Annotated in this window: 20 protein-coding genes and 1 pseudogene; 10 read left to right on the top strand and 11 right to left on the bottom strand. The window is 43.4% G+C overall.

Going from position 1 to position 26806, the window contains the following annotated elements; genetic code table 11:
* Positions 1-290: 290 nt before the first annotated feature.
* Entirely contained in the window at positions 291-986 is a 696-nt protein-coding gene (lipB, locus tag H6G97_RS27880; RefSeq protein ID WP_190943815.1) for a lipoyl(octanoyl) transferase LipB, read from the bottom strand.
* A 627-nt stretch (positions 987-1613) separates the two neighbouring features.
* Between lipB and hpf the strand changes: the two genes are divergently transcribed.
* Positions 1614-2258 (top strand): ribosome hibernation-promoting factor, HPF/YfiA family, encoded by a 645-nt coding sequence (gene hpf / locus H6G97_RS27875; protein ID WP_190943814.1) that lies wholly within the window; start codon positions 1614-1616, stop codon positions 2256-2258.
* A gap of 67 nt (positions 2259-2325) precedes the next feature.
* Here the strand turns inward: hpf and H6G97_RS27870 are convergent, their stop codons facing one another.
* Complete coding sequence (locus tag H6G97_RS27870; RefSeq protein ID WP_190943813.1) at positions 2326-2784, bottom strand: peroxiredoxin; 459 nt, start codon at positions 2782-2784, stop codon at positions 2326-2328.
* A 118-nt stretch (positions 2785-2902) separates the two neighbouring features.
* Here H6G97_RS27870 and H6G97_RS27865 point away from each other — a divergent pair, with 118 nt between their 5' ends.
* From H6G97_RS27865 to H6G97_RS27855, 3 genes are all read left to right on the top strand, one after another.
* Positions 2903-4030 (top strand): acyltransferase family protein, encoded by a 1128-nt coding sequence (locus H6G97_RS27865; RefSeq protein WP_190943812.1) that lies wholly within the window; start codon positions 2903-2905, stop codon positions 4028-4030.
* A 152-nt stretch (positions 4031-4182) separates the two neighbouring features.
* On the top strand, positions 4183-4881 hold the full coding sequence (locus tag H6G97_RS27860; protein WP_190943811.1) for a CAP domain-containing protein: 699 nt from the start codon (positions 4183-4185) through the stop codon (positions 4879-4881).
* Between the two features lie 297 nt (positions 4882-5178).
* Complete coding sequence (locus tag H6G97_RS27855) at positions 5179-5883, top strand: CAP domain-containing protein (RefSeq protein WP_190943810.1); 705 nt, start codon at positions 5179-5181, stop codon at positions 5881-5883.
* Positions 5884-5885: 2 nt separating this feature from the next.
* Here H6G97_RS27855 and H6G97_RS27850 read toward each other — a convergent pair whose 3' ends face one another.
* Positions 5886-7160 (bottom strand): sensor histidine kinase, encoded by a 1275-nt coding sequence (locus H6G97_RS27850; RefSeq protein WP_190943809.1) that lies wholly within the window; start codon positions 7158-7160, stop codon positions 5886-5888.
* Between the two features lie 71 nt (positions 7161-7231).
* Positions 7232-7906 (bottom strand): response regulator transcription factor, encoded by a 675-nt coding sequence (locus H6G97_RS27845; RefSeq protein ID WP_190943808.1) that lies wholly within the window; start codon positions 7904-7906, stop codon positions 7232-7234.
* Between the two features lie 86 nt (positions 7907-7992).
* Between H6G97_RS27845 and H6G97_RS27840 the strand changes: the two genes are divergently transcribed.
* From H6G97_RS27840 to H6G97_RS27830, 3 genes are all read left to right on the top strand, one after another.
* Entirely contained in the window at positions 7993-8397 is a 405-nt protein-coding gene (locus tag H6G97_RS27840; protein WP_190943807.1) for a hypothetical protein, read from the top strand.
* Between the two features lie 364 nt (positions 8398-8761).
* Positions 8762-10111, top strand: coding sequence for an efflux RND transporter periplasmic adaptor subunit (locus tag H6G97_RS27835; protein ID WP_190943806.1), 1350 nt, complete (start codon positions 8762-8764; stop codon positions 10109-10111).
* Positions 10112-10249: 138 nt separating this feature from the next.
* A complete protein-coding gene (locus tag H6G97_RS27830) occupies positions 10250-13423 on the top strand; it encodes an efflux RND transporter permease subunit (RefSeq protein ID WP_190943805.1) in 3174 nt (1057 codons plus the stop codon).
* A gap of 50 nt (positions 13424-13473) precedes the next feature.
* Here the strand turns inward: H6G97_RS27830 and H6G97_RS27825 are convergent, their stop codons facing one another.
* The 3 genes from H6G97_RS27825 to H6G97_RS27815 all read right to left on the bottom strand — a co-directional run bounded on the left by H6G97_RS27825 (position 13474) and on the right by H6G97_RS27815 (position 17497).
* Positions 13474-14181 (bottom strand): hypothetical protein, encoded by a 708-nt coding sequence (locus tag H6G97_RS27825; RefSeq protein ID WP_190943804.1) that lies wholly within the window; start codon positions 14179-14181, stop codon positions 13474-13476.
* A 752-nt stretch (positions 14182-14933) separates the two neighbouring features.
* Entirely contained in the window at positions 14934-16316 is a 1383-nt protein-coding gene (locus H6G97_RS27820) for a carotenoid oxygenase family protein (protein WP_190943803.1), read from the bottom strand.
* Positions 16317-16495: 179 nt separating this feature from the next.
* A complete protein-coding gene (locus H6G97_RS27815) occupies positions 16496-17497 on the bottom strand; it encodes a DUF389 domain-containing protein (protein ID WP_190943802.1) in 1002 nt (333 codons plus the stop codon).
* 131 nt (positions 17498-17628) lie between these two features.
* On the opposite strand from H6G97_RS27815, the gene H6G97_RS27810 reads away from it, so the two are divergent.
* Both H6G97_RS27810 and H6G97_RS27805 read left to right on the top strand, forming a co-directional pair.
* A complete protein-coding gene (locus H6G97_RS27810; protein ID WP_190943801.1) occupies positions 17629-19197 on the top strand; it encodes a cation:proton antiporter in 1569 nt (522 codons plus the stop codon).
* Between the two features lie 536 nt (positions 19198-19733).
* A complete protein-coding gene (locus H6G97_RS27805) occupies positions 19734-20414 on the top strand; it encodes a glutathione S-transferase family protein (RefSeq protein WP_190943800.1) in 681 nt (226 codons plus the stop codon).
* A gap of 419 nt (positions 20415-20833) precedes the next feature.
* Here H6G97_RS27805 and H6G97_RS27800 read toward each other — a convergent pair whose 3' ends face one another.
* Positions 20834-22192, bottom strand: coding sequence for a TrpB-like pyridoxal phosphate-dependent enzyme (locus H6G97_RS27800; RefSeq protein WP_190943799.1), 1359 nt, complete (start codon positions 22190-22192; stop codon positions 20834-20836).
* Between the two features lie 133 nt (positions 22193-22325).
* Between H6G97_RS27800 and H6G97_RS27795 the strand changes: the two genes are divergently transcribed.
* Positions 22326-23741: a DUF3370 domain-containing protein gene (locus H6G97_RS27795; protein ID WP_190943798.1), complete on the top strand. Its 1416-nt coding sequence runs from the start codon at positions 22326-22328 to the stop codon at positions 23739-23741.
* Between the two features lie 227 nt (positions 23742-23968).
* Here the strand turns inward: H6G97_RS27795 and cobJ are convergent, their stop codons facing one another.
* From cobJ to H6G97_RS27780, 3 genes and pseudogenes are all read right to left on the bottom strand, one after another.
* A complete protein-coding gene (cobJ, locus tag H6G97_RS27790) occupies positions 23969-25690 on the bottom strand; it encodes a precorrin-3B C(17)-methyltransferase (RefSeq protein WP_190943797.1) in 1722 nt (573 codons plus the stop codon).
* 29 nt (positions 25691-25719) lie between these two features.
* Positions 25720-26349 (bottom strand): DNA methylase, encoded by a 630-nt coding sequence (locus H6G97_RS27785; protein ID WP_190943796.1) that lies wholly within the window; start codon positions 26347-26349, stop codon positions 25720-25722.
* A gap of 110 nt (positions 26350-26459) precedes the next feature.
* A pseudogene (locus H6G97_RS27780) lies at positions 26460-26806 on the bottom strand (transposase); the annotation flags it as partial.

The following is a 26806-nucleotide window of genomic DNA, read 5'->3' as shown; positions in this document are numbered from 1 at the left end:
GATGTTACATATCATACTTGCTATGAGCGTCAGTCTGACCTAATTGAACAGGTTTCAGTATTTCAACAACAAATTAATGCCTCTCCCAATACAGTAGCAGATCGTTTGTGGGTGACAACTCATCTCAAACCTGATGAGGAAAAACTACGGGTCTCAACCTAGACGAGGTTTAGATTTGATAACCGCAGTTAAATGGTTATTTTTTACTATTAAATATAAACTACTATCATCAGTGTCTCACAATTTAAATTGGACTGCTATAGTATTTGTTACATAATTACAAGCTAAATTTACTCAGACGGGAAAAATCCTTCAAGCTGAGATGCGACTAATTCCACGCCAAAGACTTCTGCAAAGGACTGTGCTACATAAAAACGCACTTCTTGGCAGGTGATTTCTGGAATCCATTTGGCTAAACTGCCTACAGGTTTATCAGAAATGCCGCAGGGTACAATGCGCTCAAAGCCTGTCATATCTGGACAAACATTTAATGCAAAGCCGTGCATGGTAATCCAACGGCTGACTTTAATACCAATAGCTGCAACTTTTTGCCCTTGTAGCCAAACGCCAGTAAAAGCCGGAATTCTTTCTCCCTGCAACCCATAAACTGCCAATACGCGAATTATTACTTCTTCGAGTTGTCGTAAGTACCAATGCAGGTCTTTACGATAACGTTGCAGATTTAAAATTGGATATCCTACTAGTTGACCGGGGCAATGATAAGTAACTTCGCCGCCTCGTTCAATTCGATGCACATCATATTGAGTTTTGTCAATATCAAATTTGATAAAATCTGAGTTGCTTCCTTGTCCCAGAGTATAAACAGGTGGATGTTCTAGCAAAATTAACACATCATCTAGACTGGGGTCGTGGATGCGCTCAGTGAGGAGCGATCGCTGCCATTTATGAGCGTCTAAGTAAGGCATTAATCCTTGGTTATACAGCAGACAACTGTTTTTGTGCGGTTCTTTCTTACTATGGATCATGCCAAAATTCAACCGTATTTAAAACTAAATATATTGCAAGTTTCAGGATTGAAATCAACAATTGTCAAGCTTTGCAAAGGATTCTAAAGGAAAGTCAAGGGAATATGCATTAGAAAATACAAAGTGCTAGCTTGAATATATAACCTCAATAGGTTTTTAGGAGGAATTCTCTGCAATAAGCATCATGCCAAGACAATAAAGAAAAGACGAATGTACTGGCTGATGATTTTCATAAGATTGTTTGTATTTCAAACAAAATCAAACTTCCACAAAGACTTGTATTATTGAACAACAGCAAGCAAACCTCAACCGAACACAGAAGGAGCAAGTATCAAAAGTTCTGTAAGCGTTGCTTTATTGAAGTTGGGAGTCACAGTAGCTACCACAGAGATTGCCTCACTTAAGAGTCCTAAGTGGATATCCAATTGGATATGAACGCAGAGATGAGGAGGCAAATCAAGAGTATACTTGATCACAACTCAAATACAACAAGCTCAGAAACAGCTTACCAACAGTAAATACAATATAGTCCACAATTTGTTTTGGCGGGAGTAATAGAGCTTACCGCAACTTCTTTTCATACAAAGCAAATTCACACATCCAAAATATTCAGCGGGAGAGTATTACATGAAGCTTGTCATCCACGGCAAAAATATTGAAATCACCGATGCGATTCGTGAGTATGTACATCAAAAGATTGAAAAAGCAGTTAGTCACTTTCAAAGCCTTACAAATGAAGTGGATGTGCATCTTAGCGTCGCCCGTAACCCCCGAATTAATACAAGACAAGCGGCTGAAGTAACTATTTATGCTAATGGTAGCGTTATCCGTGCCGAGGAAAGCAGCGAAAACCTATACGCCAGTATTGACTTAGTTGCAGATAAAATTGCCCGTCAACTGCGGAAATATAAAGAACGACGTCAAGACCAGAAAACTCAGCCTCAACCAACAGAAGTAGTTGTTGCAGAGCCGGTAGTAACAGATTTAATTGGCGATCGCACCCCCGAATTACCCAATGAAGTCGTCCGCACCAAATATTTTTCCATGCCGCCGATGACCGTAGAAGAAGCCTTGGAACAACTACAACTGGTGGGACATGACTTTTATATGTTCCACAATTCTGAAACTGGAGAGATTAATGTAATTTACGAACGCAACCACGGTGGTTATGGTGTAATCCAACCTCGCAATGCTAACGCCCATACTAACGGCAAGAATGGCAAGGCAAGCCACACTAATATTTCCATGCCGGAAAAGTCACATTCTAAATAGGGGCTAGGGCATGGGGCATAGGGAATGCGAAAGAGTTACCAATGCCCAATGCCCAATGCCCATTTCCCTATTTTGCAATCTGTTGCAAACTTTTCAGCGCTTCTTCAACATGACCTTTAAAGTTAAACATTGAATCAAACACGTATTGCACAACTCCCTGTTGGTCAATAACGTAAGTAACGCGGCTAGGAAACAAGCCAAAGGCTGCTGTTGCGCCATATAGCTTCCGTACTTGGTCGCCTTTGTCAGTTAACAGAGTAAAAGGTAGATTGTATTTCGCTGCAAATCGCTGGTGAGATTCGCCAGAGTCAGCACTCACGCCGATAACTTCAGCGCCAGCAGTTTTAAACACTTCATACTGATCACGAAAGGCGCAAGATTCAGCCGTACATCCGGGTGTGTCGTCCTTGGGATAAAAATATAGAACAACAGCTTTTTTGCCACGAAAATCTTGAAGGTTAATTGTTGAGCCGCTTTGAGCAGGTAGAGTGAAATTAGGAGCTGTATCTCCAACTTTGATTGGCATAGCAAATGGTGGTAATTACTTAACAAAATTTTACCTTGTATCCAAGTTTATAAATTTTGCTTGATTACCTGCATCAACCGGAGTAGCTTAGATACTCATCTAACACAAAATTCCGCTTATGCGCTTGACCTCATTGGATGTTTTTCGCGGAATTACGATCGCTGCGATGATTCTCGTCAATATGGCGGGTGTCGCAGATGATGTATATCCTCCCTTAGCCCATGCCGATTGGCACGGCTGCACACCAACCGACTTGGTATTTCCCTTCTTTCTCTTCATTATCGGTGTAGCGATGACTTTCTCGTTGTCAAAGTATACCGAAGGTAATAAACCAACCTCAGCAGTTTACTGGCGAATATTGCGCCGCGCCGCCATTCTCTTTGCCTTGGGATTGCTACTAAATGGCTTTTGGAATCAGGGTATTTGGACTTTTGATTTGAGTAGTATCCGCATTATGGGAGTGTTGCAGCGCATCAGCATTACCTATCTGCTGGCTTCCCTAACTGTTCTCAACCTGCCGCGTAAAGGTCAATGGATACTAGCAGCAGTGCTACTCATCGGCTACTGGCTAACGATGATGTATCTACCAGTGCCAGAATATGGCGCAGGAGTGCTGACGCGAGAAGGTAATTTCGGCGCTTATGTTGACCGTTTGATTATTCCCAAAGCACATCTATATAAAGGTGATGGTTTCAACTTTATGGGAGATCCAGAGGGACTCTTCAGTACTATTCCCGCCATAGTAAGCGTTCTCGCTGGCTACTTCACTGGGCAATGGATACGCAGTCAACCTGTACAGTCACGCACAAGTATAGGTTTAGCATTATTTGGAGTTGGTTGCTTAATTATTGGTTGGGCATGGGGGTGGACATTCCCCATCAACAAAAAGCTATGGACAAGTTCTTATGTACTCTTTACAACAGGTTGGGCGTTACTGTTGCTAGCAGTTTGTTATGAATTCATCGAAGTACGGCTGATGCGTCGCTGGAGTAAACCTTTTGAAGTTATGGGTTTAAATGCGATCGCTCTTTTCGTTGCATCGGTTTTATTAATTAAAATCTTAGTGAAAACTACTATCGGCATAGGCAAAGACGCTCCCAGTACCTACAATTGGATTTACCAGAATTTTTTCGCATCTTGGGCAGGGGCGCTCAATGGTTCCCTTTTATTTGCCCTAGTCACCGTGTTGTTGTGGTGGGCTGTTGGTGTTCTGATGTATCGTCAACGCTGGTTTCTCAAAGTGTAAATTTGCAAGTAGGCATCAGAGAATGAAAAAATTTTTGTTGTTATTTACATTTTAGTGTTATCGAGGTTACAAGATGCCACAGAAGCTTTTGCAGATTTACTTTGTCTAATTCACTCAAACTATTAATCCACATAAAAATTGTGAGGTAATGGATGCGTCGCCTTAAATTTTGGGTATTTTTGCCAATGGGGTTGATATTTGGCTGCTCAGACCAACTGTTTCAATCTAATCGGTCCGTAGCCTACTCTAACCCAGCAGTAGTTCCACAAACTAGTCCGATATCAAAAGTGAGTTACCTTTCATCGTTGGAACAAGAGGTAATTGTTGAAACAAATAAGGTACGAACAAATCCTAAATCATATCTCCCGATTTTAGAAAACTATAGAAAGCGCTTTGAAGGAAACCTAGTACACGTTTCTAATAATACTTATTGGCAAACTCAAGAAGGAGTCAAAGCAGTTGATGAGGCGATCGCATTTTTGAAATCAGCACCTCCTGTGGGAGCATTGAGTCCATCTAAGGGTATGTCTTTAGGAGCAAAAGACCATGTTAAAGACCAAGGGCCAAAAGGTTCTACAGGTCATGATGGTAGCGATGGTAGTACCCCCTTTACTCGCATCAACCGCTATGGTACATGGCAAACAACCGCAGGCGAAAATATCATTTATGGCTTTAACACTGCTCAAGATATCGTTATGCAATTAATTATTGATGATAGTGTGCCCGATCGCAGTCATCGAAAAAACATTTTTAACGGCGCTTTTAAAGTGTCTGGTGTTGCTTATGGAACTCACAAATTATATAGAACAATTTGTGTAATTAATTACGCTGATGGGTATAGGGATAAATAATCGCAGTTAGGCAGTGGCGACAAATAAATTAAAATTTTTTTGTGCTTTACGTTTCAATGTTAGCTAGGTTACAACGGGTATTAAGTAACCATTTTTTAACATTCAAGGAACAAAGACGCTCGCAGTGTTATCTATACTCTTGATTAACTCATTTCCGTTCTTGTTAGGGGAATGATCCAAGTTCTGATGTCTGACAATTCTGAATCAAGAAGCGTCTCCAAACTTCTGTGTGTGTTGAAAATTATTATTTCTTCTAATTCACTAAATTAATCCATAGAAAAAATTGTGAGGTAATGAATGCATCGCCTAAAATTTTGGGTATTTTTGCCAATAGCCTTGATATTCGGCTGCTCAGATCAACTATTTCAATCTAACCCGTCTATAGCCAAACCTAGCCCCGCAGTAGTTAAACAAACCAGTCCGACATTGTTAGCAAAGGCAAGTTACCTGACACCGTTGGAACAACAGGTAATTGTTGAAACAAATAAGGTTAGAACAAATCCCAAGTCATATCTCCCGATTCTGGAAAACTATAGAAAGCGCTTTGAGGGGAACCGAGTCAAAATTTCTAATAATACCTATTTGCGAACTCAAGAAGGAGTTAAAGCAGTCGATGAGGCGATCGCATTTTTGAAAACAGCACGTCCTGTAGGGGCGTTGAGTGCATCTAAGGGTATGTCTTTAGGTGCAAAAGACCACATTAAAGACCAAGGGCCAAAAGGTGCTTTAGGTCATGATGGTAGCGATGGTAGCAACCCTTTTACTCGCATTAACCGTTATGGTAAATGGCTAACAACCGCAGGCGAAAATATCAGTTATGGGCCAAACACGGCTCAAGATATCGTCATGCAGTTAATTATTGATGATGGTGTGCCCGATCGCGGTCATCGAAAAAACATTTTTAATGGTGCTTTTAAAGTCTCTGGCGTTGCTTATGGAACTCACAAATTATATAGAACAATCTGTGTAATTAACTATGCTGGAGGTTATAGGGAAAAATAATCTCAAAGTTTTAGAGGAAGGCTAATTTGAAAGCTAGAGCCTTCACCTAGCATACTATTTACAGTAATTTGCCCTCCGTATCGTTGCACAATTTGTTGAGCGATCGCAAGTCCAAGTCCAAAGCCGCCTGTTTGCCGAGATCGGACAGTATCTACACGATAAAAACGATCAAATATATATGGCAAATCAGTGGACGGAATGCCAATCCCGTTGTCTTTGACTTGAATTACCGCGTAGTGAGACTGGATAAAAAGACGTAATTCTACCTTACCGTCTGCTGGTGTGTACTTGAAGGCATTAGTCAGAAGATTAATCACAGCTTGTTTGAGCAAATTAGCATCGGCTTTTAACATGATGGGATGCTCTGGAAGGTGAGCATTGAAATTGAGACTTTGGGCAGGAGCTTGGGCTGCGAAATCTTGGACAAGCGATCGCAATATCTCACACAAATCAACGGATTTTAATACGGTTTCCGCAAGGGAGCCATTATGACGCGACAAAAAAAGCAAATCATTGATCAGCGTACTCATGGACTTAGCTGTTTGGGCGATATTTTGCAACCGCAATCTTTGCTCTAACGGGTCTTCGGGGGGCATTAGGGCAACTTGGGCATTGCTCAATATCGTAGCAACAGGTGTACGTAGTTCATGAGAAGCATCAGCTGTAAATCGCTGCAATTGCTGATAAGCACGGAGGCTTGGTCGCATTGCCAACCCGCCCAAAAACCAACCAGTAATGCCAATTACACCAAACGTCACAGGAACCCCAAAAGTTAAAAACAAGCGGGCTTGATTTAGCCCAACGCGTAAAGAGTTCATTGGAGCCGCCGTTTGAAAGTAGCCAATCAGCACCTTACCTTCCAAAACAGGAAGTGTAACTTGGCGAACCCAGGTTCTTGTAGTGGATGACTCTGAGCCTATTGGTATTTCTAACGTTTGAAATCCAGGTTTTGCGGTCAACTTTTTGCCACCCGATGAACCGATAAACTGCAAAAGTTGTTTATTAGAGTTATACCACCGTGCGTACATTAGTCCGCCATTCAACGATACACCGCTTTCTACAGGAGTCTGGCCGCGCTGATTTTGCCATTGACTTTGATAAAGCGAGTATTGGGTTTTGACGGCAAAGGCTTTACTTTGTGAAAACAGTTCGTCGTCAAAAACTCGCAACTGTTCTTCTACACTCAGACAATAACCCACCCCTGCAAAAGCGAACAAAATTCCACCCATTGACAGGGCAAACCAGTGAGCAAGATTGCGACGGCTACGATCAAACATTAGTCATTTGTCATTAGTCATTTGTCATTACTTTTTCATTCCCTGCCCCCTGCCCCCTGCCTCCTAACAGCTTAGAAAGGCGGATTTATTCTATAGCCCATCCGATGCACTGTTTCTATCCAATCTTTCACGCCAATGGTTTGTAGACGCTGGCGCAAGCGGCGAACCAAGGTAGTAACAGCGTTACTTTCTGGTTCCTCTCCGCAACTCCAAAGGGCTTGCTCAATCTGGCTATGAGATAATACTTGCCGGGGATGACGCATTAAATACTCCATCAATTGAAACTCCCGGCTAGAAAGTTGAGTTGTCAACGAACCAAGTTCAAGCGTCAAAGTGGATAAATGAAGTTGCAAATCGCCCAAGCTAAGTATATCTCCTTGCCACATAGGCGATCGCCTTCCTAGTGCCCGGACTCGTGCCAATAACTCCATGACATCCACAGGCTTTACCAAGTAATCATCGGCTCCAGCATCTAAACCCATTACCTTATCTAAAACCGTGTCTTTCGCCGTTAGCATCAATACAGGAGCCAGCTTACCTGCCCGTCGATATACTTGACACAATTCTACACCACTCACTTTAGGCAACATCCAATCTAAAATCAGCAAGTCATAGTCTTTGCGAAAGGCAAACCATTGTGCTGTTTCCCCATCAGTGATCGCATCGACTGTATGCCCCACCTTCAATAACGCTGCCCGTAGTGGCTCTAACTGTGATGGGTCATCTTCGACTAGTAAGATCAACATCCTATTTGCTCAGGTTGCCGTAATTTTTGCTTGCTAATTTTAGATTAAGGTAAAAGTGATGGGAAACACTCAACCTTATACCTTTCATGCAGCAACTCCAACTTTTTCAAGCGTTGCGATCATTAGGCTTTGTGTTTTGGTTGTCCTTGCCGTTGATTGGGTTAGTTTTTTGGTTGGGGAGCAACTTTGTTGGAGATCAGATTTTAAGTCGTTCCAACCTTACCAAGAAATATCTGCTAGCAGATACCCAATTGGCACGACAGATTATGAAAAGAATAGTAGCGATCAAAGTGGAAATTCTTCCTCAAAAAGGAATTTCACGGGTGAACGTTAAAACAAATAACTCAGTTCTGACAATGATAGTATTTGAATTTCCAATCACAGATATAAGCAAACTTGAAGGCGCTCTTAGTCAGGAGTTAGGCTTACCGCGCGATCGCGTTAAAGAACTAATAATTGAGTCGAATGCATTAAGGCAAGAGACGCGATGAATTACCGTCTTTAGCGGTTCTCGTTTACGTAACTACACCCGTAAGGGCACGGCAGTGCCGTGCCCCTACCCTCGCAATATAATCAATCTTGTACCGCATCTAAATGGGAACCGCTATTTACAAAAGACTCATTATTGTAGAGACGGTAATTCATCGCGTTTTTGATTTATACAAGAGGTCGAATGACAAATGACTAACCTTGACATTTCTTTGTCATATTTATCTAATAAACTACAAGAAAGGTAACGTAATTTTACTTTTATCTAAATAATTGACTGTTGATAGTGAACATTTGACTATTCATTGTTCACTTTCAAAAGTTAATCTTTAGCCCTTAACCCTCAGTAGCCAACCGTTAATTGCTATGGATACTTCTGAAAATCAAGTTTCAACGGTTGAAACCCAATCAGACAGTTCTGTGCCTTCTGAGTTAGCACCTACTCGTTCGCGTAAACCTTGGTTCTGGAGATTGCTGATTCTATTTCTGGCAACCGGTGGCATTATTCTATGGCGGATGTTAGCTCCTGGTGGCGCACCACGCTCTTCTGTTGCACAACAACAAGGGCCACCTCCAAGACCAATTGAAACAATCTCCCTCGCAACTGGAAGTGCTACAAGAAGTGTCCAGTTGTTAGGACAAGTAGAAGCCACTCAGCAGTCAACAATCCGCGCTCAAACTAGTGGAATTGTCAAGCAAATTTCAGTGCAACCAGGCGATCGCGTGACAATAGGGATGGCGATCGCTTTACTTGATGATACCGATCAGCAATTGGCAATTAGCCAAGCACGAGCGCAACTGGCACAACAACGGAGCAATTTGGCACGTTTGGAAGTCGGTACTCGAAAAGAAATCATTGCTCAACGTCAAGCGGCTGTTACATCTGCTAAGGCGCGAGAACTGGAAGCACAAGATAACCTGAAACGTACTAGCGATCTTGTGAAAGAGGGTGCTTTATCTCAAAGATTGTTAGTGGAAGCCGAAGCACAATTAAATAACATCCAAGGAGAACGGTTAGAAGCCGAGGCAGAACTTGCCGAAGCGAAAGCTGGGCCGATTCAAGAAGAAATCGCCGCCCAACGAGCAAATGTAGAAGCAGCAAAAGCCACCTTAGCTCAAGCAGAATTAGCCCGGCAGCGAACTCGAATTTTGGCATCAGAATCGGGTATAGTGCAGACTCGCCATATCAGTAACGGTGATTTGGTACAAAGTTCTGGTCAAATTGTCACCTTAGTAGCAGGCGATCGCTTCGATATTTTCCTAGAGTTACCCGAAGAACTCAGTAGTAAAGTTACCCCAGGTATGACAATCGATCTCACAACCCGCGCCCTACCGCAATGGAAACAACGCGCCAGCATTACTGCTGTAGTCCCTTCTGCCGAAACTGCTTCCCGTCGCCAGCGTGTGCGTGTCCAAATTAACAAGCCACCATCAGGATTAATACCAGGAATGGCGATCGCAGGTAACTTAAATATGCCCTCGAACCGCTCTAGCTTTGTGGTATCACGAGATGCATTAACCAGAAGGCAAAACGAGTGGCTAGTTTTTGCAGTTGCTGACGGCAAAGCTAAACAAATTCCAGTCGAGATGGTTTCTGATATGGGTAAAAATGTCGCAATTTATCATCCCACTTTACGCACTGGTCAACGCATTGTGCTACGTGGCGGTGATGGATTGCAAGATGGTGCGCCTGTAAAGATAGTTGATCCAACTTAAAACATAGGTTGTACTACTCCATAGACTTCTTGCAGAAGTCGGTTAAAGAGGAAGAATCGTCTCTTTCTCCTTTAGCCTTTCCTTCTTCAAAATACTGCAAACCCAGTTTAAATATAATTTTCTGAATTACGAATTAATATGAGTTTTATTGAAACTGCCGTTCGTTGGCGACATGGAACTTTTGTTTTGTTTTGCTTGGTAGGAATGTTCGGGGTGTTCTCCCTACTAAAGTTACCTCTAGAATTGCAACCAGGGGGCGATCGCCCGGAAATTACGATCACAACTACCTATCCCGGCGCAGGCCCAACAGAAGTAGAAGACCTGATTACCCGCCCCATCGAAGAACAGATGCAAGAGGTGCTAGGTGTCCAAGAAATTAGTAGTACTTCTCGTGCTGGACGCAGCAGCATTACCTTAGAATTTGCTCAGGATGCCAACGCTAGAGAACGGATGATAGATGTTCTCAATCGCTTGCAACAGGTGGAAAGCTTGCCTCCAGAAGCACAGGAATCGAATGTAGAACTGGTGGGTGGTAACAGTTCACCGATGATGTGGATTCCCTTTGATACCAAAGAAGGATTTCAACCAGATGCAGACCGTTATCGGGACTTAGCAGACGAAGTGGTGATTCCCCGTTTGCGGCGAGTCGAAGGAACTGGGCAGTTTTTGTTAGTGGGTGGACAAGAACGAGAAGTCGAGGTGAAGGTTGATCCGAAAGCATTAAGCGATCGCAACCTCGCAATTGGTGATGTAGTCCGAGTTCTTCAAGAAAACAACCGCGATATTCGGGGTGGGCCATTAATTCTCGGACGACGGGAATATCGAGTCCGCACAATTAGTCGATCGCAAGATTTATCGCAAATTGAAGGCTTTGTGCTACGACGTGACCAATCAGGCACAGTTTACTTGCGAGATGTAGCAAAAGTCCAAATGGGACGCAAACCCCAAGATAGCGCGTTGGTGTTCAACGGCAAACCTGGGGTAGCAGTCGGTGTAATTCGGCAAATTGGGGCGAATGTGCCAGAGGTGGCTAAAGGCATCCGGGCGGAAATTGCTGCACTGCAAACGGAATTTGATCGGCAAAACCAAGGTATTCGCTTTGTCTACAACTATGACGAAAGTGACTACATCAATCAATCGGTAAGTTTCGTTGGAGAGAACTTGATCAGTGGAGCATTACTAGCAACTATCGTCTTACTTCTATTCCTTGGCTCAATCCGAACTGTTGCTGTAGTTGCCATTACTATTCCTATTGGCACAATTGCTGTATTCATTGTTATGTCTGCATTTGGACGAACATTGAACATTATCAGTTTGGCAGGACTAGCGTTTTCTGTGGGTATGGTGGTGGATAACTCAATTGTTGTAATTGAGAATGTCTTTACCCACATGCAGCAGGGCAAAAACGCACTTCGGGCAGCAATCGATGGCACCCAGGAAGTCTGGGGCGCAATGCTCGGTTCTACTTTGAGTAACATAGTCGTGTTTGTCCCACTGTTAATGGTGACGGGTGAAGCAGGGCAACTCTACACCGATATGGCGATCGCTCTTTCTGCCTCTTCTCTATTCTCGCTATTTGCAGCATTAACTTTAGTCCCAATGCTATCAGGATTGTTCCTCAAACAATCAGAAGCCATGCAAATGATGCAGGGTGGTGAATATCGGGGCGGTAATTGGTTTGAGCGCATGGTGGCTAAAACCTCTGCGGTGTTTCGTCATTTCCAAGGCAAACTGGAAAACTTTCTCGCCGCTACTGTTAGTTGGTCACTAGGACGTAAGCATATTCGTCGCAGGTTAATTGTACTGTCGATTCCGGTTGTTTTATTAGTGGCTAGTATTCTTCTCTTACCACCTGCCGATTATCTACCCGAAGGAAATCGTAACTTAGTTGTTTTGCGGGCGGAACCTTTGCCGGGAACCAGTATTCCAGAAGCGATTCGGCAATCTGAAGCTGTGCAAAAATTTCTGCGATCGCAACCAGAAGTTGAGCGCATCATGTATGTTGACCGTCCAGGGGCGCTGCGAGGTATTGCAACTATCTTAAAATCAGAATTTGCCACAACTACGGGACTCGCTGATATGGTAGATCGGTTACGCGCCCAAAGCAGTAACTTTGCTGGATACCGTTTTGTAATCCCAACACGGATTTCTATATTCCGCGATCCGGGTAAAGAATTTGAAGTGGATATTGTTGGGGCTGATTTAAATCAGATTGGTGACTTAGAAAAACAAATTACCGGGAAATTGCGATCGCTTCCAGGGGTTCAGAATGTGCGCTCAAACTTTGTCTTGGGTGCAGGAGAATTACAAGTAATTCCTAACCGCGAACGCATCGCCGAAGTAGGACTTTCGGAAGCGGAAATTGGTTCGATGGTAGAAGCAGCATTGGGTGGTAAAGTTGCTTCCGATTACATTGATGGCAAAGAAGAACTAGATGTCTCGGTGGAACTACAAAACACTGCTGTGGAAACCCCAGAGCAACTGCGCCAATTACCTCTATATACACAAGGGCGACAAGTGCAACTGGGCGATATTGCCGAAGTCGTGGAAACAACGGGAGCTGATGCCATTAACCACGTTGATTTAGAGCGCTCAATTAGTCTTACTGTTTCTCTTGCACCCGATGCTCCCCTTGCTACCCTGGTAGAACGTACCGAAGAAGAAATTCTCGCTCCTCTGCGTGCGAGTTTACCAACAGGCTATCGGCTAGAACTGGCGGGTTCAGCGGATCAATTAGCAACAACTGTTGGGCAATTAGCTGCTGCATTTGCATTTTCGATTTTGATTACTTACTTATTACTCATAGCGTTGTATCGCTCATTTCTTTACCCCGTGGTGATTATGGCAACAGTGCCGATGGGTATGAGTGGCGCACTATTGAGCCTAGTGATTGCCAACCTGATTCCGGGAATGAATGTGGCATTGGATATGATTACAGCCTTGGGATTTGTGATCCTCACAGGTGTAGTTGTTAACAACGCTATTCTACTAGTCGATCGCGCCTTGCAGCTCCAGCAAGCAGGTGAAGATTATGATGCATCCTTATATAATGCGACAAGCGATCGCTTACGGGCGATTTTCATGTCTGCTGGAACTAGTGTATTGGGAATGTTACCGCTAGCAGTTTTACCAGGTCAGGGTTCTGAGTTATATCAAGGCTTAGGCATTGTTTTAACAGGTGGTCTAGCTTTTTCTACTATTTTGACTCCTACTGTTGTACCCGCACTTATGGGTTTACTGTACGATCTTTCTGGACGTAAACCGCCGCGATCGCCAGCTGCAAAAAACCCGGACAAAGTAGCTACTAACTAGTAATAATTCGCCAATCTACGAAGCTTTGACACTAAAGGATAGTTGCAAAATTATCCTAAACTGAATAGCTTGGCGATCGCAGGCAATAATTTATTACCCGCTTCAACCAAGGAGGCGACAGCGGGTAAGCCAGAAAATATGCCTTTCAACATTGTGATTGCGGTTTTTGCAGTCTTTTGCTTGGTGGATTCTTGAGGAGTTTTACCCGCCTCAGCTAAAGCTTTCACCTGTTCCAGAGCTTCAGCTTTTTCTTCTTCTGACAAATATGTGGATTGGATGATTGCATCTTGCAACTGCGACAATAATTCTTTAATTCCTGGTTTCTCGGCGTCTGGCGCATCAGGTAGCTGAGTAAGGGCAATACTCACGTTACCGCTAATGGTTCCTAGATTAGCAATAGAATTATTGCCAGCGATACCGCTAACATTACTGCTACCTTGAATATTGATGCCACTGATATCTGACACGTTGGTATCTCCTTGTGTATAAAATTTTGGCTGCTTGAGAGCAGTATCTACCATATTTTCTAAACTAATAATGCGTTTATCTTTTTCTATCAGCAATAATTGCTGACTCTGGGATAACGCTTTAAATTGATTATAGTCATCAAAATATTTTGCACTTAATTGAGATTTATCGCTACCTGCTGCGGTTTTGGCTCTGAATAAGAATTTATCATTGCCGCGTTTCTCTATTGCCACGATTTCTAATACCAATTCAAATAATGTTTGCGACACATCAATTATTTGTAAGGGCACAACAATGTTGTGCCCCTACCCATCTGTCGCATTCTTTTTTCAAATTGGTATAACTCGGCTTCGGGATGGTTTTCGACAAGGTTTTTGAAAGCTATGGCAACAGCGCGGGGGTCAACGCCTTGGTGCGAGTCGATGCAACAAAGGTGCGAGTCGATGCAACAAAGGTGCAGATTAAGAGACTTGTGTGTACACCGTAGCCTTTTTAAGAAGGTTAAGGGGGATCTAAAGTGCCTAAAGTCACAGCGAAACACTTTTCAAACAACCTCTAAAGCCATGTTTCACTTTACGGAGGTGAGCAAATCTTACTAAACCTCGCCCTTATAAATTCAAGAATAGTTTAAATTTATTTCTAAGTTGAGGCTCAAAGGCTCAACGTCGAGGCTAAAAGGCGCAACTTCGAGGTTCAAAGACTCGATAAATCGCCGTCTCTACAAAAGACTAATTATTCTAGAGACGGCGATTCATCGCGTCTCTTGCCTTAACCAAACAGTATTATCTACCTAATACCAATTTAATGTGAAGTTGCACATATATTGATCCCCCTAAATCCCCCTTAAAAAGGGGGACTTTGTTTGATAGATGTTTTTCCGGTTCCCCCCTTATTAAGGGGAGCCAGCGCGGTCTTCTCCCAAAGGGAGAGGCTAGCGCCTTCGCGGAGCGTCTCGTAGAGAAGGGAGTTTCCCCCATGAGCGACTGGCGTGGGCTAGGGGGGATCGAAGTTCTATGCAGCTTGATAAAAAATTGGTATAACGTTATTTCCCTGCAACCCAGGTACCATGAAACCCATAAGGCACGCGTTGAGGAATTATCACCCGCGCTACGGGTTCAGCCGTTATATCTTGAGCATTCACCACTACTAACTCTGAAGTATTTGAACTTTCATCATAAACAAAAGTCAGAAGCCAACCATCATCTTCAGCCGTTGCACCAGGACGCGGCGCAAACACAGCTTCACTGCCATAGCGTCCTTGTCCGTGTTGGTGGATTTGGGATGTTCCACTGCTGAAATCGTATTTGATAATACTTTCAAATAAAGGTGCGGGAGTGTACGTTATTTTGTTGGTGTAGCCATATCGGGTTTGTCGCCCCAATAAGTTTTCGTTGATGCGGGGAAATTCTGAAACTACATCATCCAACATTTCTTCGTGTACTGTTCCTGTGCTGAGGTTAAATCGCCAACGATACAGGCGGGGAATATCTGTGTCTGGGTCGGGTTGCGAATCACTAGAAATCAAGACGGTAGTAGAACTTAAGCGACAAGCAATCAGCACTACTTCGTCTCCCTCTTCGTAGGCGTTGAGGGTATGAAAGACGTAGCAAGGGGAACTTTCAAACCAGCGGATATTACTGTTATCACCGTGACGTGGTACAATTCCAAAACGACTGGAGCGATCGCGCTCAAACATCATCACAGGTTCTCCCCGTTGCGCTCTTTTAAGGTTAAAAGTCAGCGGCAAATCCATGAAAATCGTGTAGTTTTCAGTGATGGCGAAATCATGCATCATCACCCCTATTGGCAAGTCAATTGGCACTGTCCGCAACAGTTCTCCTTGTGCTGAAACTACACTATATTGCAGGTATGGTGGCACGACGGGAGAGTAGCCAAAGAAGATCATTTCCCCTGTAACCGGGTCTATTTTGGGATGGGCTGTGAAGGCAGAAACCAGCTTGCCATTGTAGGTATACTCGCCAATAGTATCTAATTCAGGAAGCTTGATGGCGTGAGGTTTACCCCCCTCATTCAGCGCCAACATCTTACCAGCGTGCCAGACTAAGGCAGTGTTAGCAGTGTTTTTGCCAGGGCCATGAGGATTATCCATCTGTGGTGGTTCTAAAAACCCACTCCAGAGAGCCTTACCCGCTTCTCGTTCTTTTTTCCATCCCGCTGTCTGGACGTAACGGTTACGATAAGTGGCTACACCGTTGCTAATTTGCACACCATGCAACATCCCATCTCCATCAAACCAGTGATATTGACCGATGGGTGTCCATTGAGGGTTAGGGCCATTCCGCACAAACATCCCCGATAGCTCAAGGGGTAATTCACCAATGACTGACAATTTGTCGGTGGTGATTTCTTCATGAACTGGAGCGAAATTGCGATCAAGATACGGATTGACTGCTATTGTTACCATTGTGCTGATTTGACTGTAAATTTAGGTTTGCAATTATGGTTAATCATCTTCTAATTTTAACAATTCTTCATCAAGGGCTTGTATCCGTCCCACAATTTATTCTGAGAAAATTTGCTTCCGCATTGCCTCCCCTGTCTCTCCATCTCACAAACTATTCTTCTTAACCCAAGCATATTGCTTTAGAGTGTGGGTTCAGAACTTCTAATTTCCTCCACTTGACCAACTTCAAAAATTAGAGTAAACGCTTGCCCCATCTCTCGCTTGATAAATGCTTCTAATAACTCTACTTGCCGAGGTGTGACAGGTTCTTTTGCCCGGACACTCAAACGGACTTCTGGAGGATTTGTCAACCAATTGGTATTACTGTTAAGCAACTGCAATCGTCCAAAGGTAACAGTTCGATTCAACAATGCCCGTCGTAAGCTAGTTTCTAGTTGTGCCTGTCGTATAAGTCGAGCAAAGCTGACTCCCAAGGGAATTAGCAGAACAGTTGTCAAAACCATAGTCCAAATTAGGGGTTGACGTGCCCGCGCCATTGAAGTGTAACCCGCTACTAAGAATGTCACCATACAGGAGAGGGCAATACCTAGCAGGTTGGTGAGATAAAGTAGGGTTGCCCCGAAACTGAGCGACCAATTTCCTTGTGCCAAGCCTAAACCAATTACACAAATGGGGGGCATAAGAGCGACAGCGATCGCAGTTCCCGCTAAACTAGTAGATATTTTCGTCTCAACTTTCGCGTAGCCACTGATACCACCAGCTGCTACCGCAATTCCTAAATCTAACAATGTTGGTCTTGATCGAGCCAGTATCTCGCTACCATAGCTCGGCAATCCTACCAGCCAACCCAGAGTAAAGGCGATCGCCACCGCTAACATCGTCCCCACTGCTACAGCTATTACACCCTTGCGAAACAAGGTAATATCTGCCTGCAAAGCCCCAAAAGCTAAACTCCGAATTGGCAACATTAGGGGGGCAATGATCATTGCACCAATAATCACAGCCGCACTGTTAGATAATAAACCTAAAGTAGCGATCGCACAGGAACTAATAATTAAAATTATGTAAGCTGAGTCTAGAGTTGATTCAGCCAACAAGTCTGTTTGTAGCTGTTGAAGTTGCTCCGGCTGCGAACCCCGACGGCGGAAATTTTTAAAGCGGTCTCGAATGTTATTACCCAAGACCTTCCTCCTGAATGCTCGGTTAACTGTAAAATCTTCATTCTTTGCTAATTTAAAGTCTTACATTGAACTGGTGTCATCTGAAAATAGTCAGATGATGATAAGTGCAAAATTATACCAGGAATTTTCTTATGGTGCTTGAATCCGCGATCGCTGAGGAAGTTATTACCGACAATCTCAAGCAGTTTCTGTTGGTACTTTCGGTGTCTCTAGGTGTGGCGACACTACCGCAGATATTTAGCTGGTTTCGCAATATACCCTACACCTTGCTACTGGTGATTGTCGGGTTAGGGTTGGCGTTGGTTGATGTCCGTTTAGTAACGCTTTCCCCTGAATTAATTTTGTTCATTTTTTTACCACCGCTGTTATTTGAAGCCGCCTGGAATTTGAAATGGTCAGACTTGAAGCGGGATTTAGTACCAATTTGCCTATATGCAGTGTTCGGGGTAGTAATTGCGATCGCAGGGATAGCGATCGCTCTCAACCAACTTTTTGGTATTTCTCTCACTACAGCTTTACTCATTGCAGCCAGTTTATCTGCCACTGACCCGGTTTCTGTCACCGCTTTGTTTCGCCAACTCGGCGTAGGTACTCGTCTTGTCACCTTAATGGAAGGCGAAAGCTTATTCAATGATGGCATGGCTGTAGTTGCCTTTGGTTTTTTGGTAGCCTTATCTTTGGGAACTGTAAAATTGGAATTCCAGCCAATTTTATTACAGTTATTTACAGTTGTTGGCATCGGTGTAGCGGTGGGAGCTTTTATCGGGTTTGGTATTTCCTACCTTACCCAGCGCTTTGATTTGCCCTTAGTGGAACAATCTTTAACTTTAGTTTCAGCTTATGGCACTTACCTGATTATTGAAGACTTGGGCGGTTCTGGGGTAATTGGAGTTGTCACCACAGGTTTGATTTTAGGAAACTTTGGCTCTCGTATCGGCATGAATCCCCGCACTCGGGTTATTGTCTCCGAATTTTGGGAATTTTTGGCGTTCTTTGTTAACTCTATCGTCTTCCTACTAATTGGCGACCAAATACGCTTTGCGAGTTTAGGCGAAAACTTGCAAATCATTATGGTGACAGTGGCAGCAATGATTTTGATGCGGGCAGTTGCTATTTACATTCTCAGCAAATTGAGCGTTAGCATCACCAAATCAGACATTTCTTTACCAGAACAAACTATCCTCTGGTGGGGTGGGTTACGAGGTTCCGTTTCCATTGCCCTGGCATTGAGTGTATCGACGATACTGCCAGAGCGAGAAAAAATTATTGCTACGGTGTTTGGGGTAGTTTTATTTACTCTACTTGTTCAGGGATTGACTATCAAACCTTTGCTAGAAAAACTCAATTTGCTAGGTGATGCACCCTTACGTGAGCAATATTTAGAATTTGTTGCCCGTCACGTTGCTTTAGAACGCGTTCTAGAACATCTCCAGGCAGATAAACGCCCTGGCATTGATCCAGAGTTTCGTCGTTATCAAGAAACATTAATCAAAGGCGAACTTGCAGATTTACGGATAGAAATTGACCAGTTACAAGCTGAATATCCTAATCTTCAGAGTTTTACGACAGAACAGTTCCGAGGAGAACTGTTGGCCATTGAGGCAGATACTTATGCAGAATTTGTCAGGTCTGGTCGGTTAAATAAAGAACTTGCTTCTCTGCTGGAGGATGTTTTGCAGAATAATCAAAAAGAAGGTTGACCTGTTGTATAACGGAGTGTTAGGCGTTTTTCTGACACAGCGTATTTCAGGTAAATTAAGTACACGGGTAGGGACATAATATGTTGTGCCCCTACAATTATCTGTACCTCACTTTCAGCTGAAGTTGACACCAATCGGCATGCCGTGCCCCTACAGGTGTACCTCACCAAAACGAGAACCGCTATAAATCGGGAAAAGGTTCTGTATTGTCCCCTTTTCCTTTAACCTTTACCCTTTTCCCCCTCTTGCAAAAAGCACTTTTGCAAGAGGTCTAACAAGTCGTGTATCTGGGCAGCAACTTTTGCTGAAGTAAGGACATAAGTCAAATTGTCAAAATTTCTTAAATCAAGAAAAAAGCGTAAAAATTTGTAGATAAATCTAACAGTCTTTCCTCTAGCCCTCAGTATGTTTACTAGAATTCTATTGTTCTGTTAACATCAAACAGCGATCGCGCTAATGTTTTTTAAATCTTCCTAATCCCCAATTCCTAATCCCCAATTCCAGACTATCGACATTCAAAAATATCGGTGAGCGTGATGCCAAAAATTATCCTGCATCAATGGGAAGTTTCTCCCTTTTGTAACAAGGTTCGTAAGATTCTCAAATACAAACATCTTGCCTATTCTGTCGTCAACTATAATGGTCTGCTGGCAGTAGCAGCTTCACGATTGTCATCTGCAAGAAAGCTTCCCGTGATTGAATACGATGGTGAGAAGGTTCAAGACAGCTCGGATATTGCAGAATTTCTGGAAGCCCGACACCCACAACATTCACTTTACCCCGCAGACAGCAAAGATTTAGCACAAGCCTATTTTTGGGAAGACTGGGCAGATGAATCATTGTACTGGTTTGAAGTATATTTTCGCTTCCGCTATCCAGATGCTCTCCAGCTAGCGACCAGCTTATTGTGTAAAGGACGATCAAAGTTTGAGCAAGTAATCTTTGCTCCCCTAGCTCGCTACACTTATGAAAGGCAACTGAATGCTCAAGGAATTGGTCGCATCGACAAGAACCGCGTTGAAAAAAAGTTTTTTACCCATATAGGCAACCTTGAAACCATCCTCAGCCAGCAAGATTGGTTGGTGGGAAACCATCAAACTATAGCGGATCTAGCTGTAGCTGCACAAATAGATGAAATACTTCGCACCAGTCCGCTTAAAGAGCGGATATTATCATATTCTCATGTCAAATCTTGGCTAGAACGTATCCAATCCTAATTTTGAGACTCCATGAGCAGGTAAAACTTGAAACTCAGTTTTAGTTCTTAAACTTATTGCAAAAATACTTGAACCGCCAGAGACTCAAGTCACTGGTTAATATATGGTAAATTGTAGGGGCAAGAGAAAACGCTCAAGACTATAAAAGCTAAATATTTGCAGCCATAAACCCAAATTTCTCCCAAAGATCGAGATTTGGGAATTTTTAAATATCAACCTAAATTCCGACAGCAACCCACTTTGAACTTATCTCCACACCCCACTTGACATTTTGACGAACACTTTAAGTTGACACAATGCACAGCTGTGCGCCCCTACGTTTGCGGAGCGTGGGATGTTTTTTCACTGTAAGTCCCTTCTTATGGTGGGACGCACAAAAATGCGATCGCAAAGATCGCATTTGCATAGCGAGTCAGTCACTACTGAAGTACAGGTAATCCTGCCAATGCCATTGCCACTTCATTTGCACTATATTCAGTATCAACAAGCCGTCCAGCTTGATAATCGATATAAGCTTGCATATCAAAATGTCCATGACCGCAAAGATTAAACAGGATAGTTTTGCTTATACCTTCTTCCTTGCAAAGCTTTGCCTCATCGATTGTTGCTTTGACTGCATGATTGGCTTCTGGTGCTGGTAGAATTCCTTCTGCTTGGGCAAAAGTTAATCCAGCAGCAAAGCAACCAAGTTGGTATTCAGCACGCGATTGAAGTAATCCCAAATTGGCAATATGACTAACAAGCGGGGCCATACCGTGATAACGTAAACCTCCAGCATGAATTCCTTCGGGCACAAACCCACTGCCCAAAGTATGCATTTTGGTGAGTGGAGTCAAGTGAGCAGTATCACCAAAATCGTAAGCATATTTACCACGAGTCAATGATGGACAAGCAGCAGGTTCCACAGCTATTACTTGTACATCTCGTTCTCCTCGCAGTTTAGCACCGATAAATGGAAAGGCGATTCCGGCAAGGTTACTACCGCCACCTGTGCAACCAATGACAATATCAGGGTAATCTCCTGCCATCTCTAACTGAGTCAGTGCTTCCAGCCCAATCACGGTTTGATGTAGCAATACGTGATTGAGAACACTACCTAAAGCATATTTAGTTTGTTCATCAACAGCAGCTAATTCCACAGCTTCACTAATCGCAATCCCCAAACTGCCAGTGCTATTGGGATATTGTGCAAGAATTTTACGTCCGGCTTGGGTTTCAGTACTTGGGCTAGCAACTACCCTCGCACCGTAGGATTCCATCAAAGCTCGGCGGTAAGGCTTTTGCTGGTAGCTGACCTTTACCATGTAAACTAAGACTTCTAAACCGAATAGCGCACCAGCAAAAGCTAGAGATGATCCCCACTGTCCGGCTCCCGTTTCAGTAGTTAGCTTTTTGACTCCAGCTTGTTTGTTGTAGTATGCTTGAGCGACCGCAGTATTGGGTTTGTGGCTTCCAGAAGGGCTAACACCTTCATACTTGTAGTAAATTTTGGCAGGCGTATCTAAAGCTTGTTCTAAACGACGGGCACGATAAAGAAGAGTTGGTCGCCACTGGCAATAAATAGAACGGACTGCATCTGGTATTTCAATCCATCTTTGTTGACTAACTTCTTGCTCAATCAACGCCAATGGGAACAGAGGTAATAATTCATCTGGTGTAATTGGCTTACCAGTACCAGGATTTAAAACTGGTGGTAAGGCTTCTGGCAAGTCAGCCTGGATGTTGTACCAAGCTTTTGGCATCTGGTTTTCAGTCAGAACGTATTTAACCGTGTCCATGTAATTAGGTAATGCACAATTGAAGGCTATTTTACAGATTAAATAGTGATCGCATTCTCATAAATGCGCTTTCAGGAACTTGTAGTAATAACTTGTTATCTTTAACACCACAGCTTGATTAACGGTCAAATTTATGCTATCTGAATCATCACCTGTATTCATATTGATATTAGGACTTGCCATAACTCAAACCTTTGGATGCACAACTAATAAAGATAATTCAGCGATCGCTCAAACCTCACCGAAGCCAGCATTCCAAGAAATTGTGCAACCAGGAGAAGTTCGAGCTTTACCAGGAAAGTTGAATACAATACCCGTTTTTAACAGCAATAGCCCAGAATGGGTTAAAACTGAGGGGATTTTACTTTCTACCTTCCCTACAAACGGTAAAAAAGTTCCAGCAGCGCACCTCAATTTTCCTTTTCAGGGACGCTTTGACTTATTTGCGCACCACTACAGTCACACTCCCAAGGATTTACAAACGTTATACCTGGGCGTAATTCTGTATAACCCTGGTAAAAAACCTGTAACAGTAGATGTATTGCACGCAGCGAGTTATTTGATGCAGGATGCGCCTTTTGTTACCTTACCCCCCTACATAGAAAATAACGATGGTAAGGCTTACTCAGGGCCAGGCGATCGCGCTGTTGGTGATGTACTCCGAGGTGTTCGACAAGCAGATTTTCCAGCAAAGCTGATAATTCCTCCAGGAAAAAGTCAGATGTTACTAAATCATCCCATCCCTGTACGAAATCTAGAAAAGCCGGTGAATGGGCGTTCTAGCCTTATGCGGCTGCGGAGTAGCGATCGAGTTTATGCGGCAAGTTTAGCGATGTTTGCTAAGAAAAATTCTGATAATACAGAACGCCAACCGACTCTCACAGAATGGGAAGCTTTACTAAATACTGGCAACTTGGCTGGGCCACGAGATAAAACCCCTACTCCTCCAAATGCTACCAGTGGCGTACTGATTTATGGGCGTGTAGCTGGTGTGTCTAGTGGTCAAGAGTGGCGAGCAAAGTTGGTGGATAATCCCCAAAGCACAAATTTGACTATTCCCCAGCGTGGCAAAGCTATTTCTTATGCTTTAGACACATTGCTCGCTGGTCGATTAGGCACTCAACAAATCCAAACAGCCAAGATGCTGGTACGTTATCCAGATACGGCTTATGAAGCACATGGTAATTATGGGGTGGAATATAAACTCACGTTACCATTAAGCAATAATACTAACCAAAACCAGACCGTGACTGTTACTTTGGAAACACCTTTGAAGGAAGATAAATTATCCCAAGGTGGTCTGCGTTTCCGTAAACCATCCTTAGATTTTCCTTTCTTCCGTGGTACGGTGCGGCTACGCTACTTCGATGACCAAGGTGAACAAAAGACGCGCTACGTACATTTATGGCACAGAACTGGTCAGGTGTTAGAACCTTTGGTACAGCTTGTACTTCCACCTTCGACTAAGCGAATAGTACAAGTAGATGTGATTTATCCGCCAGATTCAACACCGCCGCAAGTGCTGAGTGTAAAAACTTTAGAAAAGTAAACTGTCTGATAAATCAGATCAAATCCATTTGTATCGGAATTATTGCTCTTTTCTCTCACTCTGCGTCCTCAGCGTCTCTGCGGTTTTTTAATTACAGGGCTTACGCAAAATAATGAAAAAACGAAGCGCAAAGGGCGCAAAGGACGCAAAGAAATAAGAGTTTCAAAGAGTTAGCTTTAATCACTTGGTTAAAAAACAGATGTGCTTGACTGAATGAAGACACATCTTCAAGGGTTCTCATAACGACGTGGCGTATAAACCCAGATACTACCATCGCTGCGTTTGATGGTTCGGGTTTTTGTGGAACCAATGAGAATAATTGTCCGCATATCGGCGCTTGCTGGTGACAACTGGTCAAGTGCGATCGCTTTCACTGTCTGTCCTGGTCTACCGAGATTCCGTGCCAAAACTACTGGTGTATCTGGTGTTCGATATCGCAGCAAAATATTTCTCGCTTCTGCCAGTTGCCAAGTACGCTCTTTGGAAACAGGATTGTAGAAAGCAATTACAAAATCAGCTTCAGCAGCAGCAGCAATTCGCTGTGCGATCGCAGACCAAGGCTTCAAGATATCAGAAAGGGAAATAGCACAGAAGTCATGACCAAGGGGCGCACCAATAGCTGCTGCTGCTGCTTGCATAGCGGAAATGCCTGGGGCCACATGAATGTCGATAGTGTTCCATTCAGGTTTAGCATAGCGATCGCATACCTCAAAAACTGCTGTTGCCATTGCATAGATACCGGGGTCGCCAGATGAAACTACAGCTACATATCGCCCAGATGCTGCTAAATCAAGGGCCATCTTTGCCCGTGCTTCTTCTTCGCGGTTGTCGGATTCATGCCGTTGCTTACCATCAGCCAGAGAACCGATTAAATCTAAATAAGTTTTATAACCCACGAGGTCAGTTGCTGACTTGAGTATCTCCTTCACTTCTTTTGACATCCACTCTTGACCACCAGGGCCTGTACCAATAACCGCTAACCGTCCGCGTGGCTGACCAATGGTGTTGGGGTCAATTGGTTGAGGGGCAATGGCGATCGCAATATTAGGAGAAGGAGAAGATAAGGGGGATGTGCCTGTGGCGGCGATCGCTACGGCTTGGGCGGGGCTATAACCTTGTGAAAGCAGGCTTTCTAGCTGATTTGGGGTAAAAAAGCGGGCAGGTACTTTCAAGGCGCTAGCTAAGGCGTGGACTGCTGGATCGGTAGCGGCAGTAATGGGTGCAAATATCCCGGCGACTGATGCTTTTTCTAGTGTGGCATCAGCTAGTAGCTGCTGGACTAAAGCTACTGCATCATCGATCATGCCACTAATTGCGATCGCTATAGTTTTTGGATGATATGTAAGACAGTTGGGGGTAGGAGTTACCAAACGTTCTGTAACTTGGATGGTCAAATCTCCCTTTGAATCTATAGGCAGTTTACTATCGCTCAACCAAGGTGCTATTCCTTCTAGCTTGACTTGCGCCCCAGCTAGCAAATCTGAGATAAATTTCTTAGCGTCATCTGGGTTAGCTAAATGGTATCCAGAGGGAGGAGACAACAGCGTTGTCCCTAAACGTAAATCGCCTGTGGTCGTAATTGCTGGTTTGACATCAAGTGCTTCAGCAATACGGCGTGCCAAATCGTTTACTCCACCAAGTCCGCCCAAGAGGGGGACAACAGCACTACCATCTTCAGCCACAGCTAACACTGGTGGTTCCTGTCGTTTATCCGAGATTACCGGAGCTAGCGTCCTAATTAAAATGCCAGCGGCACAAATGCCAATTAGCGGCGTTCCCTGAGCAAATAAATCGCGCACCGTCTCGCCAAAGTTCGTGAAGCTGATATCAACCCCAGATGTGCGGCCCTCTAAACCGTATAATGTTGCCCCTGGTAGGACGCTAATTATTTTGCGTGCTACTGTCACGCTATTTTGACCTAGTATTATAATGGCGGGTTCAACGTTCATTATCAATTACGAATTATTTAATTAGCCATTTAAACAAACGTTCTCAGAAATTTTAGTGCCTCAGTTTTATTTTTAAAGATTGCGTGGATTATGTCGCCGTTATTATAACGAATGTCAATCTCGTACTTCATAGCTGGGGCAAATGTAGGTTGATTATCTGGATAATTTTGGATATATTCAATAGCATTATTAATCGTAGCAGCTTGCTGAGATAGACCGTGTAAGACAATAACATTTACCTGTTGAACTAGTCTAGCAAACGATTGTTCTAAGGTATTTATAAAATTATCTATTTGATATTTTTCTAAATTGAGTATTTGATTTTTGATATTATTAATATCTGCGGTTGATAATTTTTTCCATTGTTGAATTTTATCTTGGAACTCTGCTTCTAATGTACTTTCATTGAAAGATGCATTTATACCAACTGATGTAAATGATTTCACGATATTTTCATATTTAAGGTAAAGAATTTTAAAGCCTTTAGATTCTAATTGATTAAGCGCTCCTTGAGTAAATACACCTGCTAGAATAGCACCTAAAAATGGGTTCAGGTGACTATAGGTATCTGCCAGAGGAATAAGCGCTCCTTCGATTTCTTGAACTTTATTTTTAGAATGCTTGGTGTAACGCCGCCACGCAGTCTCAATAAATGCCACCGGCAATACGGTTCGGTTAAGCTCTAAGCAGTATTGATTACAGAAAAAGTAAGTGTTTCCAATTTAACTCCTGCCCCCTTATGTACTGGCTTCTTGGACGGAAACTTAGCCAGAAGCCAGCCATATATTTCTTGAACCACTTCACGGGGATTTAGGGAACGAATCAGGGTTTTACGCCCTAACAGATGGATTTTGAGCTCATCAATGGTATTTTCTACTTCCCAACGTCGATGATATTCCATCGCCAACAATAAAGCGGGAAACAGGACAACATCTGTCAAACTGGTAATCAAACGGTAAATTTGTGGCTCTCCATCAGTATCGATAGTATATTCAATTACGCGCACCATGATTTTCGTGCCACCTTTTTTCTTTGATTTCCCGTCAGGAGCAATCCATGACAGATATGAGCCATCCTCTAAAACTTCCTCCACTTGGAGTTTTACGTTCTTTGGTA

Source organism: Nostoc flagelliforme FACHB-838 (assembly GCF_014698065.1).
GTDB classification, from domain to species: Bacteria; Cyanobacteriota; Cyanobacteriia; order Cyanobacteriales; family Nostocaceae; genus Nostoc; species Nostoc flagelliforme_B.
This window is presented reverse-complemented; position numbering and strand designations above follow the sequence as displayed.